The sequence below is a fragment of the Carnobacterium sp. FSL E2-0243 genome (assembly GCF_038003605.1).
GTDB classification, from domain to species: Bacteria; Bacillota; Bacilli; order Lactobacillales; family Carnobacteriaceae; genus Carnobacterium; species Carnobacterium maltaromaticum.
Map to the genome: position 1 here is coordinate 395,962 of NZ_JBBOPM010000001.1, position 17,232 is coordinate 413,193.

The window sequence follows — 17,232 nt, forward strand, 5'->3', positions numbered from 1 at the left end:
GTTCTGTATAGTGGATAATATAGGGGAAAATCTCAATTATACTTAGCTTATCAAGGTTCATAGTTGTATCTAAATATCTAAAAGCCCATTTTTATGAGCCAATCCGTCGAGAAAAGATACATTGTATGTGTTTTCTACCTTATTTAGTCAGTTCAATCAATCTTATAGTAATAATTAGGAGGAAATATGGAATGAAAAATAAGATCATTACGTTGTTTTTAGTCACAATGCTGGTTTTTCAAGTTTCAAGCCCAGCACTTATTTATGCGGAAGGAACGGCAACTGAAACCAACTCTAGCCAGCACGATGCTGAGATTCCTGCAACAGCAGAAAGTTCGTTGCCAACAGGAATTGCACCAGTTGAAGAACCTACTACGCAGGTAGAAAATGAAGGAAATTCAACTGAAGTAGATACACCTACTAAGCCAGAAGAAGTACCAACTTCAACTCAAGCTGAAGAAAATCAACCAGTAGAAGCTAATGAAGTTAAGCCTGAGACTACTAACAAACAGCCTGAAACTTTAATAGAAAAGGCACCAAAATTAGCTATTACAGATAATTTATTTACGAATATAAAAATGTATAAAATCAATGGAGACGAAGTTAAAGAAAATGATATTATTCCGAATATGTCGGGAATTAAATTAAATATGACCTTTTCTTTTACAAATAAAAATTATCAAACAGGAGATACTTTTACGACTCAGTTGCCGCCTCAAATAGCGATTGCCAAAGATTTATCTGGTGATTTCAGTCCGATGACATCAGCAAAATGGGCGATTGACGCAGCCACAAAAAAATTAACAATTACTTTTTTAGAAGATAATATTGCCTCAGAAGAGTACAAATTGAGTTTAATTACTTCGTTAGAAAAAGTATCAAATAGTGCTGAAGAAAACCAAGAAATTATATTTACAACGACTCCAAATGAAACGATTTATCATTTAGAAGTTACCTCAAACATTGATTCAGGAAAAAGTAGCACAGCTATTACAGTAGGGGATTTTAATCCAAAAACAGCTAAAATAGAATCAATATTTAATTTGGATCGGACAGATAGCGCGAATCGTCGATTTACAGTTGAGCCTTACCAAAGTGATAGTAAATTAGTTTTTGATTCAGTAAAAGTTTCAACTAGTGATGTAGACTTTAATGGGGTACTAGTTGGAGAAAAAACGGAGTTGACGGAAGGCGTCGACTTTCAAGTTACGAAAAAAAATAGTGGAACTTATCAAGCAACAGCAGAAATAAAATTAACGAATAAGTTAAATAAAAAAGCGATTATTGTTGAATCTTCCCTCTCAGGAATTAATGGAAAATCTTATATAGATGATTCAACTAGTGGCAATGAGTACAATTATTTTTATTCATATTCTTACACATATGAAGATGGGAAAAATTCACAGTATTCATTTGCTAGTCAAAATTTCTACACGGTTCAGCCATTAACAACTAGTGGAAAAATCAATAAAGAGACAGGATTCATTGATTGGACAATTGATTATAATTTTAACGAACAACCGTTAACAACGATGTCGAAATTAACAACTGATTTGGCCAATCAAGGAGTTGAATATATTCCTGATTCTTTAAAAATTGAAAAAATTGGATTTAACTATATTAGTGGAAATAACTATACAGTGATTGAACAAGGGGATGGTGCTGATCAGTGGGGAACCCCAAGCATCAACACTAATGGCACGATCCAAATGAATGCCAACGGTGCTACAAATCAAGCGTACCGTGTAACCTATTCAACTAAAATCACTGATCCTACTGAACGCGTGATTACGAATAAAATCAGTGATGGCACTACGCAAAAAGAAGCAAAAATTAGTTTAATTCCAAATTTACTCCAAAAAGAGTCAGGTAAAATTGATGTCTTTAACCAGACAATGGAGTGGAGTATTACAATCAATGCTGAAAAATATACCATGAAAAATCCTGTTATTCATGACTATTTTATTGATTCAGTGGTCAGTCATACCTCTTTAACCGTTAAGAAAAAGTTGTCAGAAACACAATTTGAAAACTTGACGGAAGGAATTGATTATAAAGTCACTCTTTTTGATGAAACAGGGTCGCCAGTGGGTGCACAACCCAATGTAAATGGGGCGCCAGCAAGTTTCAATGGTGGAGTTCGGATTGACCTTCTTGGGGAATACGCTCAATTGAAAGATACCCTAGTTGTGACTATCAATACGAAATTAAATACTTCAGAAGAAGAAACAGAAATTAAAAATAAAGCTACGCTAAATTATGGGGATGTTCCCGGTGTAATCGAGTATGAAGCTAAAGGGACATTTATAGATCCTTACTACACAGGCGGGCAAAAAATGGGTGAAGCAGCTGTCTCAGATGGTCAGTATTTATACCAAAATTGGTTGATTTTAGTGAACTCTAAAGGAAGTAACTTTAATCAAACAAGTCTATCGGATACGTTGCCATTAGGTAGTGAACTTGTACCAGGCTCATTGAGATTTGAGGAAGTAACTAGCCAGTCGATGTTAGATAACATGAGAAATTACTTGCGCTATGATTACAATTTAGTTCCAGTTGGAGATGATGTTTATCCAACAAAAATTGATACAGAAAACAATGCTCTTAATTTAGAATTTAATAAACTGGGTAGTAAACGTGTCTATGTTAAATATAAAACACGAGTGAAAAAAGATTGGTACACCTACAATCAATTGAAAAATAAAGCGGTAGTCAAGTATGACACGAAAACGGCAGAATATGAAACAACCGTTTATGCATACAACTATGAAATGGCTTTAACTAAGGCAGTTACTTTAGATAGTGCTAAAGAAAATGTAGCGAATTGGACAGTCACAACTAAAAGTATTTCAACAAACTTGCCAGTTGAAAATCCGGTGATTTCTGATACTTTGGATAATGGCAGTACGAATGCGGCTTACGATCCAATTTCATTTGTCGTTAAAAATACGGCAACAGGTGAAAAAATAAGTAGTGATCACTATAGCTTGAAAATTACGGGGAATACTTTTACAATAACATTTACAGATTATAAAGCTGAAAGTAATATTCAAGTAACTTATAATACAATTAGCGAATTTCCAGGTGGAGTAAAAAGTAAAGCGCAGGTTGATTCAGCTAGTTATGTTGGTTTAAATGCGTATTACAGACAAGCTGAAGCTGCGATTAATTTAGGTTTCTCCAGTGGGAGTGGTTCTGGAATTGTAAAAACCGCTGATTTAACGATTTTAAAAGTCGATAATTTAGACGAAAGCACATTATTAGCTGGCGCTACTTTTGAAATTTTAAAAGCTGATGGAACTGAAACTGGGTTGAAAGGTGATACAGATGCACAAGGTGAATTAACCTTTACTGGTTTACCTTTGGGAGACTATCAACTAAAAGAAACCAAAGCACCAACTGGTTATGACATTAATCCAGAATATAAAACAGGTAAATTGATCAGTTTAACTGAGTCGATGCTTCCAATTAAAGTGACGAATGAACGCACCTTTTTAAATAGTGTTACTTTGAAAAAAACAGCTAAAGAATCAAATGAATCTTTAGCAGGGGCTGTTTTTGAATTACAAGATGAAACAGGCACTCCTTTAGAAAGTGCATTAACAACGGATGTGAATGGTACCTTAACATTACAAGATTTGAAAGTTGGATCGTATCAATTTGTTGAAACCAAAGCTCCAACTGGGTATAAATTAGATGAAACTCCATTGACATTTGAAATCAAAAAGGGCCAAACAGAGAGTGTTGAAGTGGCAATGACGAACGAGTTGATCCCTGGTGGTGTCGTACTAACTAAAACCGATGAACAATCAGGTGAAACTTTACAAGGAGCCGTCTTTGAGCTTCAAAAGAATAACAAAGAAGTGATTCAAAGTGGATTAACTACTGATAATTTGGGTAAATTAGCTGTGGATGAATTAAAACCTGGTTCGTACCAGTTTGTTGAAACAAAAGCGCCAACAGGTTATGAACTAGATACAACACCAGTAGAATTTACGATTGCAAAAAATCAAAGTGAAGCAACAGAAGTCACAATGACAAATAAACTAACGCCTAGTGGTATTGTGATTACTAAAACTGACGATCAAACTGGTGAAGTTTTAGCAGGAGCCGTTTTTGAACTGCAAGATAGTGAAGGAAAACAAGTTCAAAGTACGTTAACAACGGATGAATCTGGTAAAATCTCCGTCAATGATTTAGCTCCAAATGCATACCAATTGGTCGAAACCAAAGCCCCAGTAGGCTACCAATTAGATGCAACTCCAGTGCCATTTAAAATTGGAAAAGGTCAAACGGAAGCTCTAAAAATAGCTATCACGAATAGAGCTAATCCTAGTAGCGTTCTATTAACTAAAGTGGATAGTCAAACAGGGACGGTTTTACAAGGAGCGATTTTTGAGTTGCAAGATCAAAGTGGCAAGGTTCTTCAAAGGGACTTAGTAACCAATGCTTCAGGCAAATTAGCTGTTTCAGGTTTAAAACCTGGTTCTTATCAATTTGTTGAAACAAAAGCTCCGACAGGCTATCAATTAAATCAAAAACCGGTTGTCTTTACGCTTGAAAAAGACCAGACTGAAGCTGTTAACATAACGGTTTCAAATGAGTTGATTGCAGGTGTTGTGGTCTTAACAAAAATTGATGAGCGCAGTGGCGAAACATTAGCAGGTGCAGAATTTGATTTACAAGACAGCCAAGGGAATAAATTGATTCAACATATGGTAACCGATGCTGCTGGAAAATTAGCTATCAATGATTTAAAAGCAAATGACTATCAGTTAGTTGAGACGAAAGCCCCAGCTGGTTATCAATTAGACCAAGAGCCAATTATTTTTACAGTAGAAAAGGGGCAATCTTCTGCGCTTCAACTATCTAAAACAAATAAAGCGAAACAGCAAACAGTTAGGGTCCAAAAGAAAGATGCTAAAACAGATGAATTACTAGCAGGAGCTATCTTTGACTTACAAGATAAGGATGGAAAAGTTATCCAGAAGAACCTGGAAACAGGAGAAAATGGAACCTTAGAAATCTCAGATTTAGCTAATGGAGACTATCAATTGGTTGAAACCAAAGCTCCAACGGGCTATAAATTGGAACAAACGCCAATGAACTTTTCTATTGCTCAAGGTAGTGATTTGATTACGGTAGATAAATACAATGATCAACTAAATAATAAGACTTTACCACGAACATCAGTATCAAAAAATAATACCTATACGCTACCTAAAACAGGAGAAAACCCTACTGTTAAATGGATGGTTATAGGAAGCTTAGTGGTAATGACAGCTATGTTAGCTTATATAGTTCAAAGAAGAAAAGGGGAGTTACTAAAATAATGAACGCTTAATTTTAGTAACCACCAAGCGAAAACCCAATCCTGAATTTTTGGATTGGGTTTTTTAGTGTTCAGTAAAATAAGGGTAACCTTTTATGTCAGATAATTAAGATTCGAAAATTATGTATAGTTCATAAATTCACTGTAAATGCCTTACTATTTTATTAAATACTCAAAAAGTTAGGCGTGGCTAAAAATAATGTTTGACTAACCTTATATAGATGCTATAATAAGAATATCAAGATAAAGTTAACTTTATTCGCAAGCCCCTTAAAACAAAAATGGAACTTTCCTTTTGGAGAATTTCTTATTTTTCTAAAGTAGTTAAAATTGTCAGGCTTAAAAGGTTCAACAAACTTTTTATCAAGGCTAGTTCTTATGAATCAGTCCTTCGGAAAAAGATAAATTCCTAAAAAAGTAAAAAGATACTTTTCTTGAAATTTCCTATTTTTCTGCCAGGTCTAAATGGCTCAACAAACTTTTTATCAGGCTAGTTCTTATGAGCCAACTCTTCGAGAAAAAGATGAAATTTCGAGGTGACAAAAAGCGTCACATCAACTTTCCCTATTTTCTTGCCAGAGCTAAACGGCTCAACAAACTTTTTATCAGGCTAGTTTCTATGAGCCAACTCTTCGAGAAAAAGATGAAATTTTGAGGTGACAAAAAACGTCACATCAACTTTCCCTATTTTCTTGCCAGAGCTATACGGCTCAACAAACTTTTTATACGAGGAGTGTATATAGTGATTCAATTAAAAAATATTAATGTGTCCTATTTTGGACATAATGCATTATCAGATATTACAACAACAATACCGACAGGGCAGTCGATTGGAATTATTGGTCCAAATGGAGCTGGGAAATCGACCTTACTTAAATCGATGTTAGGTGTAATCAAAAAAGATTCGGGTGAAGTCTACATAAACGACCAACCTATTTCAGGATTCAAAAAGAAAATTGCTTATGTAGCTCAGCGGAGTGAGATTGATTTAACTTTTCCAATTACCGTCTTTGATACTGTTCTAACTGGAACATACCCAAGTTTAAAATTGTTTGTTTTTCCAGGGAGAAAAGAGAAAGAACGTGCAAAACTGGCTTTAGAAAAAGTTGGGTTAAGTAATCTTGCTAAGAAACAAATCGGCAACCTTTCTGGTGGACAATTACAAAGAGTTTTTATCGCTAGAGCACTTGCACAAGATGCAGATTACTACTTTTTAGACGAACCTTTTGTTGGGATTGATATGGTTAGTGAAAAAATCATTATCGATATTCTCAATGAACTTAAAGCACAGGGGAAAACAGTCTTAACCGTCCATCATGATTTGCATAAAGTCGTGGATTACTTTGACCACTTAGTCATCTTGAATAAAAAGTTGATTGTCTCTGATCAAATTGATAAAGCTTTTACGGCGAAATTTATCCAAGAAGCGTATGGTGATTCTCTAGGGGATATCGTTATAAAAGGAGTGGAGGGGTAAGTATGGATATTTTATTTTCAATTTCAGATGCAACGGGTCTGTCAGTCACAATGATTAACGCCTTGTTGTCATCGATTATTTTAGGTTTAATTTCAGGCATTATCGGAAGTTTTATTGTTTTAAGACAGCTTTCTTTAATGGGAGATGCTTTATCTCATGCCGTGTTACCAGGTGTGGCACTGTCATATATGTTTGGCGTTAATATGATGGTTGGTGCAACATTTTTTGGACTTTTAGCATCAATTTTAATTGAGTTTATTATCAAAAAAAGCAAAATTAAAACGGATACGTCAATTGGAATTATTTTGAGTACGTTTTTTGCACTAGGAATCATTTTGATAACAAAAGCCCATAGTGGACTTGACTTAAACCATGTTTTATTTGGGAATATCTTAGCTGTTACACCACAAGAAATAGGAACATCAGCGATTATTCTCATTTTAGTACTAGTTACAGTCACATTATTGTATAAAGAATTATTGATTACCTCGTTTGATCCAGTAATGTCAAAAGCATACGGATTGAAGAATAATTTCTATCATTATCTATTGATGTTATTATTGACAGTTTTTACTGTCTCTGCGCTGTCACAAGTCGGGATTGTCTTAGTTGTTGCTTTATTAATTACTCCAGCAGCAACGGCGTATCTTTGGTCAAATAAATTACTTCATATGATGATAATGGCTTCTGCATTAGGCACAATCAGTGGAATAATTGGAGTGCTAATTAGTTTTAGCTATGATTTGCCAACCAGTGCAGCTATTGTTTTAGTCGGAGCGAGTTTTTTCACCATCTCATTTATACTGTCACCAAAAAATGGATTCTTAAAACGAAGAAAAGAGGAGATAACGATATGAAAAATAAAATGATTTATTTAGTCGGATTAGCAGTTGTATTGCTGACTGTAGCAGGTTGTTCTGCAAGTAGTAGTAGCCAAGATAAAAAAAAGGCAGACTCGACAGGGAAAATTCAAGTTGTAGCAACCTATTCAATTATTGCAGATATGATTGAGAATGTGGGCGGGGATAAAGTTGATGTATATAGTATGGTTCCAGTTGGAACGGATCCACATATTTATGACCCAACCCCTAGAGACACCGAAGCTGTTGAAAAATCTGACATTGTTTTTTACAATGGCTTAAATCTTGAAACAGGTAAGGGCTGGTTTGATAAAGTTATTACTAATAGTCGTAAGGAAGATGTGACATTTGCTGTTAGTAAGGGTGTTGAACCAATGTATTTAAGCGAAGCAGGCCAAGAAACAGAAGAAGACCCACATGCATGGTTAAATGTTCAAAATGGGATTAAGTATGTTGAGAATATAACCGATGAATTAAGCAAAATCAGTCCAGAAAATGCAGATTATTTCGAAAAAAATAAAGAAGCCTATGTAGCTAAATTAACTGAATTAGACACGCAGGCAAAAGAAAAAATGTTGTCTATTCCTGAAGAAAATCGTATCTTAGTTAGCAGTGAGGGTGCCTTTAAATACTTCTCAAAACAATATGGGCTACAAGCTGAGTATATCTGGGAGATTAATACAGACAGTCAAGGAACACCAGGACAAATGAAACGAATTGTAGAGCGTATTAAAAAGGATGATGTAAAAGCATTGTTTGTGGAGACTAGTATTTCTCCAAAAACAATGGAGGCCGTTTCCAGAGAAACAGGCGTGCCAATTGCGGCAAAAATATTTACTGACTCTTTAGCAGATAAGGGTGAAGATGGCGATACCTACTATGATATGATTAAATGGAACATTGATAAAATATATGAAGGTTTATCTGGAAAAACAAACTAATTTAAAAAATTATACGGGAAAGACTAAGGGAAGAAAATGCCTTAGTCTTTTTTTGTTCGATACGTACATATAAGGCAGGATTAGAATCATTTTAGATCTGTTATAGAGAGCTGAAAAAAAGTAATTAAATTAAAACTGTGTAGATTTTTTAAAACTATGTGTAAGCGTTATCTTTTGTTGAACCTTTATAGAATAGGAATAAACAGCGTATTTATTTGGCACGACTCTTGCATTAAATAAGAGGGAGGAGGAGTTGTGTAAAAATAAAACATGGTTTAATAGTAGGTTAGTTCCAACTGTTAAAAGAATAAAACTATGTAAGGGTTTTATTGGTTATTTGTGCGTATAAAATTAATTATTGGAGGTTTTTAATATGATGGAAGCATTATCTGCTTGGCTAGAGAAGCATTTACTCCCGATTGCGGCAAAGATTGGTGCACAGAAACACTTAGTCGCTTTACGTGATGCCTTTATTGGCACAATGCCAGCAACAATGGCCGGTTCAGTAGCGGTTATGATTAACGCAATAATTCGTGATTTACCCCCGCAATTTTTCTCAGGTTATGTTGGTGGAGATATTCCTATAATTAAGGAAATTATTTCTATAAATGGCTATATTTGGAATGGAACTTTAGCTATCGCTGGTTTAATTTTTGCTTTTTCTTGGGGCTATAACCTCTCTCGAGCATATGGTGTCAATGATTTAGCTGGTGGGATTGTTTCATTAGCTGCATCTATTGCAGGTATAACATTCTCATTTACTGGTAACTTGGCAACAAGTGTTCCAGCTAAAATGGTTGAAACAATCAATGCAGAATCAGCAACAACTGGTTGGTCAGCTACTTCTCAAGGAATTACAGCTACTGGTTGGGGTTGGATTCCATTAAATAATTTAGATAGTAATTTCTTCTTTACCGCAATGGTTATCGGTTTCGTTGCAACAATGATTTTTTGTAAATTGATGTTACGAGATATGACAATTAAGTTACCAGATTCAGTACCACCTGCTGTTTCCAAAGCCTTTGCAGCAATTATTCCCGCAACAGTTGCTTTATATTCAGTCGCTGTTTTTTATTGGGCATTCGCAAAATTGATTCCGAATATGACGTTCTTAGAATGGATTCAAGAAACAATTGCTAAACCTTTGCTTGGTTTCTCTCAAGGATTTGGTGCTGTAGTTGTTGTGACTATCGCGATTCAATTATTCTGGTTCTTCGGTATTCACGGTATGAACGTTTTAGCACCCGTTTTAGAAGGTGTCTTTGGTGTTGCACAACTTAAAAACTTAAATCTCTTCCAAGAAGGTGGAGTTGAATTAGTTAAGGCAGAAGGATATAAATGGGTTCGTGGTTCATTTGATGCTTATTCAATGTTTGGTGGTTCAGGAGGAACAATTGTCTTAATCGTTGTTATCTTGATCTTCTCTAAACGTGCGGATTACCGCGCTGTAGCTAATTTATCTCTTGGACCTGGTATTTTTAATATCAATGAACCAGTTATGTTTGGTTTACCAATTGTTTTAAATCCAATTTTATTTATTCCATTTATGCTTGCACCAGTTGTTTCAGTATCCATTGGTTATTTTGCAACGATGTTGGATTTAGTGAATCCAGTTTCTCAATCAATAGTTTGGGTAACTCCTCCGTTCCTATTATCCTTCTTAGCAACAGGAGCTGACTGGCGTGCGCCTATTGTCACATTAGTTTGTGTGTTGGCTTCATTTGCAATTTGGGCACCGTTTGTTATTGCAGCCAATAAAATGGATCCTAATTTAGGTGAAAGTGAGAATCAAGAACAATAAAAGTGAAAATCGTTAAATCAGGAGAGTTTCTTGATTTAACGATTTTTTTTGTAGTGCAACTATGAATGGCATAAAAAGCATGGTGGATCTTGATATTTTTTAAGTAAATCGGATTTGTTTAATTGAAGCAAAATAAAGAGTAGAGAAGAATCCCTGTTAATTTATTTAACTATTTATCATTTTTTTTTAAGATAACAACAAAAGATGATAAAAAAGAGCATGGAAAATTGCTGTATGGCTATATATAAATAGGAATAAATAGAGTACGATAGAGTAATTAAAAAACGAATTTTTTAATGTTGAATTGAATGACTAAAAAATAAATAGAAATTTTTTATTGGTAATAGTTCTAACGTTACTTATTTTATTAGCTGTGCTAGAATCTACTAAACAATAAGTTGATTATGGAGGTTATGTAATGAAAAAGGGAGTTTTGATTGGTAGTGGAGTGGTTGTTCTGTTGAGTACGGTTTTTTTTATTTTTATAATGATGAATAAAACAGAAACAAAAGAAAATAAGGCTACTCTTACTTCCGCTTCTGGGATGGAGATTATGGGCTTAATAGATGAAAAAAAGGATGGAATTATTTATATAGGTCGACCAACTTGTGATAAATGTCAGGCTTTTCAGCCAAAGCTTGAAAAGGCACTTGCAAAGAATAATCAAGCTATTCTGTATTACAATACGGATGAAGGTAAGAAAACAGATATAAAAAACTTTGAAAAAATTGTTAATGTGACAGACATTCAATCTGTGCCAGCAGTTCTGGTAGTAAAAAAAGGCCAAGTAACGAATCGTCTTTCCAACTTCAAAAACCAGAATGAAATCAATCAATTTTTGTTAGAAAATAAAGGTTAGGGAGTTACTCTATTATGAGATTAAAAAAAGCAATTGGGTTATGCGGATTAAGTGGGCTCTTCTTTTTTTTGTTAAGTTGTCAGCCAATTCAATCCAATAAAAATTTTATTGGGGAGCAGCATAGTCAGGCTGAAAGCTCACCTGTGGAAATAAAAATAAAAAAGACAAACCAATATGGTGCTAACCGTAAAGGCGCCAAGGATAATGAGCAAAAATTAGAAACCTTCGTCGCTGAAAAGTTAACGGGAGATTATGGTATTTATACAAATTATTTAGATACGGATCAAAATGAAGAGGTTGCTACAGGCCATGAAGTCCTTAGTGAGTCAGCAGGACTAATGCTACGCTATGCAGCTTTGAAACAAGATGAAACACTATTTAAAAAAACATGGGAAACAACAGTCGCAACCTTCAATGAATCAACTCAATTCAGTTATCGGTTTAGTCCAAAACTGCAAAAAAGGTATCCAGTTAATGCAAGTGTCGATGATTTGCGAATTATTCGTGGTTTAGCAGAAGCTCAACAATTTATACCGGGTGCAACGTCTGAGAATCTTGTTACACAATATGGTAGTCGCTTTTACAAAAAAATGGTTAATCAAAACAAACTGGTTGATTTTCGAGATAGTCAGTATGATATAACCAATCAATCCATTACTTTGTGTTATATAGATTTAAAAACATTAAGTTTATTGCCAATCGCAGTTGAAGACAAGAAAGCCTTAATAGATGCACAAGAAATGATTTTAACAGAAGGCTATCTAGGGGATCAATTTCCTTTCTATCAAACACGCTATGATTATAGCCAAAAAGCTTATATTGCTAGTGAAGAAATCAATGTCATTGAGTCACTCTTATCCATTTTGCATCTAAGTGAAGCGGGAAAAACGAAGTCACAAAGTATAGCTTTTATTAAAGAAAATGTTGAGAAAGGGACTTTATATAATCGCTATTCAAAAACTGGAGAAGTTTTAGATCAGAATCAGTCGGCTGCAGCTTATGGAATTTGCGCAATGATAGCTTCCGAAGTTGGGGATGAAGAATTGTACAATCGTGCGATGGATCGAATGGAAGCGAGTCAGATTCATGACCCAGCAAGTCCTTTGAACGGTGGATACGGAGATAGCCAAACGAATGCTTTATTTTCGTTCAATAATTTAATTGCTTTATTAGCGTATCAATATTAATTCTACAAGAAAATCTGATTCTATATATCAAGGCTAGTTCTTTTGAGCCAGTCCTTCGGAAAAAAGATAAATTCCCAAAAAAGTAAAGAGCAACTTTTTCTGGAATTTGCTATTTTTCTGCCAGGCCTAAACGGCTTAAAAGAACTTTTTATCAAGGCTAGTTCTTTTGAGCCAGTCCTTCGGAAAAAAGATAAATTCCCAAAAAAGTAAAGAGCAACTTTTTCTGGAATTTGCTATTTTTCTGCCAGGCCTAAACGGCTTAAAAGAACTTTTTATCAAGGCTAGTTCTTTTGAGCCAGTCCTTCGGAAAAAAGATAAATTCCCAAAAAAGTAAAGAGCAACTTTTTCTGGAATTTGCTATTTTTCTGCCAGGCCTAAACGACTCAAAAGAACTTTTTATAAGGAGGTAAAGAAGTGAAACAACTAAAGAAGCTGTTACTTAACAGCGGGATAACTATTTCGACTGTTATTTCACCGTCGTTATTAGCAGTCTTTCTTGCAGCGATTGTAGCTGGTATTGCATTATTTATTCAACCTTTAATAGGAATTGCAGATAATGGTGACTTTTTAAGAATGTTGTACAGCAATGGCTTGTATCAATTACCAAAATATAGTGACCAATATTTCAGTTATTTTATTAAAGAGTATGGCATTATGCACTATTACAATGAACATGGTGCTAGTTTATTTTCATCAGAGCCACTTTTTATTCACTTAGCTGTGGTATTGAATAAATTGTTTTATAGCCAAACTATTTTTGATATCCGTTTTTTGAGCTTCATTTATTATGTTTTGTTTTTAGGTAGCATTTATTTATTAACAGAAGCTCTGACTTATCGAATCAAAGGTTGGAAAGGCTACTTCATTGCCCTTTTTGTAGTGATTATCTTTACAGATACAGCTTATATAGCTTATTTTAACTCACTTTATAGTGAGCCAATTATGTTTATTATGTGTTTATATATTGTTTCTTCGACATTGTTAATGTGTCGGAAACGCTACAATGATAGTGTCCTATTGGTTTTATTAACTGTTAGTTCGATGTTACTAATCACATCTAAGCAACAAAACGCGCCATTAGTAGTTTTTATTGCATTTATTTATATTGGGTTATTATTTATTAAAAAGACAGTGATTTCGCGAATGATGGTTGTTTTTAGCTTAGTTTTAGTATTAGTGACGGGTGTGGCAACTTATAAGTTAATCACCTCAGAATTTAACAAAATTAATCAATTTCAATCGATGACACGCGGTGTTTTACTGGAATCTGAGAATCCAGAAGCAACACTTAGTGACGGTGGAATTAGTGAACAATTTGCTTTATTAAAAGAAAATATTTATTTTCAAGAATATACAGCTATTGATGTAAATAGTCCTTATATGGTGGATAATTTTTATGAAAAATATGGATTCGGTTGGATTTTAAAAAATTATTTAGCCCATCCTAAAGAATTTTATGATATTTTGGATGTCGCTGCTCATGATATTCATGAAGTTCAAACCGTTGAAATGGGGAACTATGAAAAGAAAGTTGGGAAAAAAGCTAAAAGTCAGGCGACTTATTTTACTCTCTATAGTCGTTTAAAACGTACTGTCTATCCTAAAACGCTAGGTTTTTTAATTATTTGGACACTCGTCTATTTAGCTCTCTATTTTCCTAGCACATACCGAGCTTATCAACAAAATAATCCACGAGGCTTATTGCGTTATTGGTTGATTTTAGCTAGTATTGGCATGATTTTTGGAATTCTATTAATTTCTGTCGTGGGGGATGGAGACGCCGATTTGGCAAAACATCTTTTTTTAATAGCTGTTTTATTCGATTTTCTAACAATTATGACGCTAAGCGATATTTTATTCAATCGCTTATGGCAGCAAGAAACAGAATTTGATTCGCTGAAACTAAAATAAATGAATCAGGAGGGGGGATGCGTTAAATGATAAAGTGGTATAAGTTAATGGCAATAGGTTGTCTTTTCTGGTTAGTTAGTTGCTTTTCCTATCCGACATCCGTATTTGCTGATACAAAGCCAGACGAGAGTGAGATGAAACTATTACTTGTGTATGACAGTCTAGATACATCTGGTTCAGGAGAAGAAAAAATTAGTACTTTGCAACGTTTGCTCACTAGTTTTAATGTTGTGGTGACAACTATTTCAGTTGCAGAGTACCATGAAAACGAAATGTCTGATTTTAATGGAATCATTACATTGATTAATGCACCAGACTTGGCTATTGAAAATCCGTTTTATTTAAAGGATCGTGATGCTTTTACAGGATTAAAATTACATATTGGTGGTAATTTACCTATGAAATGGCAAAAGCAGCTTGGTATTGAATTGGAGCAAATTAATGGTGAACGAGGCAACTTAGTCAGTCTTAGTGAGAAAGCTAATGAAGTCATGGAAACGGAATTGACGGTTGAGGTTGTGGCTGGAATTTCGGAAGCAGCTGAAGAATTTGGACGAATAGATTTTGAGAACCACAATGAATTGAAACCTTATGGCATTTTAAATGGCAACTCTGCTTATCTTCCTTATCTAAAGCCAGATGGGTTGAGTTTTATTTTAACGAGCCAACTTATTCAAAAATGGTTGAAGCAAACTGGGACATTTAACCCTATGTTAGTTTTCACAGATGTGACACCTTTTTCAAATCTCCCTCTTATTAAGTATTTAGCAGATCAGTTATATGATGCAGGGATTCCCTTTGCATTAAGTGCAACAAGCGTTTGGCAAAATGTAGATTTAAAAGCAATGAAAAATTATACTGACATGTTACGTTATGTAGCGGCTCGAAATGGCGGGCTACTTTTAAAAACTCCTGAGGTAATGGGTGTTAGTAGAGAGCAACGCGATTTAGCAGCTATTATGCCGAAAACAATTGATGAACTAGTGGCAGATAATGTTTTTCCTGTAGGCATTAGTGCGCCGGCCTATTGGAATCAAGATACAGAATATCAACAAGATGGCTTGTCTTATAGTTCGACAGTTCTGTTGCTGCCTAACCCTAAGAAGCTTCAGTACCGAGATAAGACGACGACTGCTCCAATTTATGACACGACGTATTTTGGGTTGCCAGTCTCTTCATTAAGGGCAATTGAATGGGGAGCAATAGAAAGGCATAAATTTAATACTCCGACAGCCTTGACTTATAAAATACCTGACACGAGAAAAGAATGGGATAGCATCAATAAAGAGTTAAATCAGCTGCCTTTTTTATTTCGAGGAATAAATTTGAGAGAACACAATGTGGTGACAGAAACCAATCAAATAAAAGTGGAAAATGCGATTTTAACAGTTAATGGTGAACGTGAGTATCCGGAAACAATGGTGAAATCAGTAGCAGGAAAGCAAGCAAAAACAGTGAAAGATACAGGTAGTTTAACGGATTTTTTTAATTTACAGGACAAAATTTTCATCGTTATTATTAGTGCCACTTTATTTGTATTAAGTATCTTTTTTGTTATTGGCTATAATTTATATAAAGGAAAATATAGAAAGTGAGTGAAAAAATATGACGCTAGCAGATTATTTATTACTAGTCGCAATTTTTTCTATTTGGGGATTATTATTAGTTAATGTGGCCTTGATTATTGCGGGCTACATTTATTATATAAAAATAGAAGGAAAGGAACTTCCTGAAATTAAGGGTGTTCCACCGTTGGTGACAATTATGGTCCCGGCCCATAATGAAGGCGTCGTTATTGTAAAGACAGTGGAGTCATTATTGCGCTTTGATTACCCACAAGATCGCTATGAAATTATTGTCATTAATGATAATTCATCAGATAATAGCGCAGAATTATTAGCTGCAATTCAAGCCAAAAATCCAACTCGCCAGCTGCATATTATCAATACGGATGCTGTAGTTGGAGGAAAGGGTAAATCGAATGCTCTGAATATTGGTTTTAAACAGGCTAAAGGGGATTTAATTGCGATTTATGATGCAGATAATACGCCAGAAAAAACAGCATTACGCTATCTTGTAGCAGAACTGAGCAATGACGAAAAATTAGGTGCCGTAGTTGGGAAATTTAGAACTAGAAATCGCAACGCCAGTCTATTGACGCGTTTTATTAATATCGAAACGTTGTCTTTTCAGTGGATGGCTCAAGCAGGTCGTTGGCAATTATTCAAATTATGTACGATTCCTGGTACCAACTTTATCATGAGGCGAGAAATTATTGAAGCAATTGGTGGTTGGGATGAGAAAGCTTTGGCAGAAGATACCGAAATTAGTTTTCGAATTTACATGATGGGTTATAAAATCAAGTTTCAACCTAAAGCGGTAACTTGGGAGCAAGAACCTCAAACCTTAAAGGTCTGGTTTCGTCAACGGACACGCTGGGTGAAAGGCAATATTTATGTTATTGTGAAAAATGCACCGTTATTATTCAACGCAAAAGCACGTAAAATCCGTTTTGATATTTTGTACTTTTTATCCATTTATTTTTTGCTAATGACTTCGTTGGTTGTTTCAGATGTACTGTTGTTACTTAATTTGATGGGCTATGTGACGACAACATTGGCTGGTTTTAGTGGGTTGCTGTGGTTATTAGCAATCATTCTTTTCGTCGTAGGAACATTTATTACGATTACAACTGAAAAGGGTGAAATGACGTTTGGAAATTTGGGCATTATTTTACTTATGTATGTAACATACAGTCAGATGTGGTTAGCTGTTGCGGCATATGGAATGGTAATGTTTATTAAAGAAACAGTTCTAAAACGTGAAGTCAAATGGTATAAAACAGAGCGGTTTTAGCGAGAAGT

General features: G+C 34.8%; 10 protein-coding genes. All 10 read left to right on the plus strand.

Annotation, left to right across the window (positions count from 1 at the left end):
* Positions 1-191: 191 nt before the first annotated feature.
* The 10 genes from MHI00_RS01895 (at position 192) to MHI00_RS01940 (ending at position 17,224) form a co-directional block, all read left to right on the plus strand.
* Positions 192-5,333: a SpaA isopeptide-forming pilin-related protein gene (locus MHI00_RS01895; protein WP_341110535.1), complete on the plus strand. Its 5,142-nt coding sequence runs from the start codon at positions 192-194 to the stop codon at positions 5,331-5,333.
* 741 nt (positions 5,334-6,074) lie between these two features.
* Positions 6,075-6,809 carry a metal ABC transporter ATP-binding protein gene (locus MHI00_RS01900; protein ID WP_015077605.1) on the plus strand — a complete coding sequence of 245 codons (735 nt, stop codon included), beginning with the start codon at positions 6,075-6,077 and terminating at the stop codon, positions 6,807-6,809.
* A gap of 2 nt (positions 6,810-6,811) precedes the next feature.
* Positions 6,812-7,666, plus strand: coding sequence for a metal ABC transporter permease (locus MHI00_RS01905; RefSeq protein ID WP_010053567.1), 855 nt, complete (start codon positions 6,812-6,814; stop codon positions 7,664-7,666).
* Positions 7,663-8,610 carry a metal ABC transporter substrate-binding protein gene (locus tag MHI00_RS01910; RefSeq protein ID WP_057000117.1) on the plus strand — a complete coding sequence of 316 codons (948 nt, stop codon included), beginning with the start codon at positions 7,663-7,665 and terminating at the stop codon, positions 8,608-8,610. The genes MHI00_RS01905 and MHI00_RS01910 overlap by 4 nt, the downstream gene beginning before the upstream one ends.
* Positions 8,611-8,986: 376 nt before the next feature.
* The gene (locus MHI00_RS01915) at positions 8,987-10,411 is read left to right on the plus strand and encodes a PTS sugar transporter subunit IIC (RefSeq protein ID WP_016356652.1); all 1,425 of its coding nucleotides are present in this window, start codon (positions 8,987-8,989) and stop codon (positions 10,409-10,411) included.
* A gap of 418 nt (positions 10,412-10,829) precedes the next feature.
* The gene (locus MHI00_RS01920; protein WP_201730608.1) at positions 10,830-11,270 is read left to right on the plus strand and encodes a thioredoxin family protein; all 441 of its coding nucleotides are present in this window, start codon (positions 10,830-10,832) and stop codon (positions 11,268-11,270) included.
* A 14-nt stretch (positions 11,271-11,284) separates the two neighbouring features.
* A complete protein-coding gene (locus MHI00_RS01925; RefSeq protein ID WP_201730607.1) occupies positions 11,285-12,457 on the plus strand; it encodes a hypothetical protein in 1,173 nt (390 codons plus the stop codon).
* A gap of 414 nt (positions 12,458-12,871) precedes the next feature.
* Positions 12,872-14,368: a glycan biosynthesis hexose transferase WsfD gene (gene wsfD, locus MHI00_RS01930; RefSeq protein ID WP_287429929.1), complete on the plus strand. Its 1,497-nt coding sequence runs from the start codon at positions 12,872-12,874 to the stop codon at positions 14,366-14,368.
* A gap of 26 nt (positions 14,369-14,394) precedes the next feature.
* Entirely contained in the window at positions 14,395-15,963 is a 1,569-nt protein-coding gene (locus MHI00_RS01935; protein ID WP_341110543.1) for a hypothetical protein, read from the plus strand.
* Between the two features lie 10 nt (positions 15,964-15,973).
* Positions 15,974-17,224 (plus strand): glycosyltransferase family 2 protein, encoded by a 1,251-nt coding sequence (locus tag MHI00_RS01940; RefSeq protein WP_010052599.1) that lies wholly within the window; start codon positions 15,974-15,976, stop codon positions 17,222-17,224.
* Positions 17,225-17,232 lie beyond the last annotated feature (8 nt).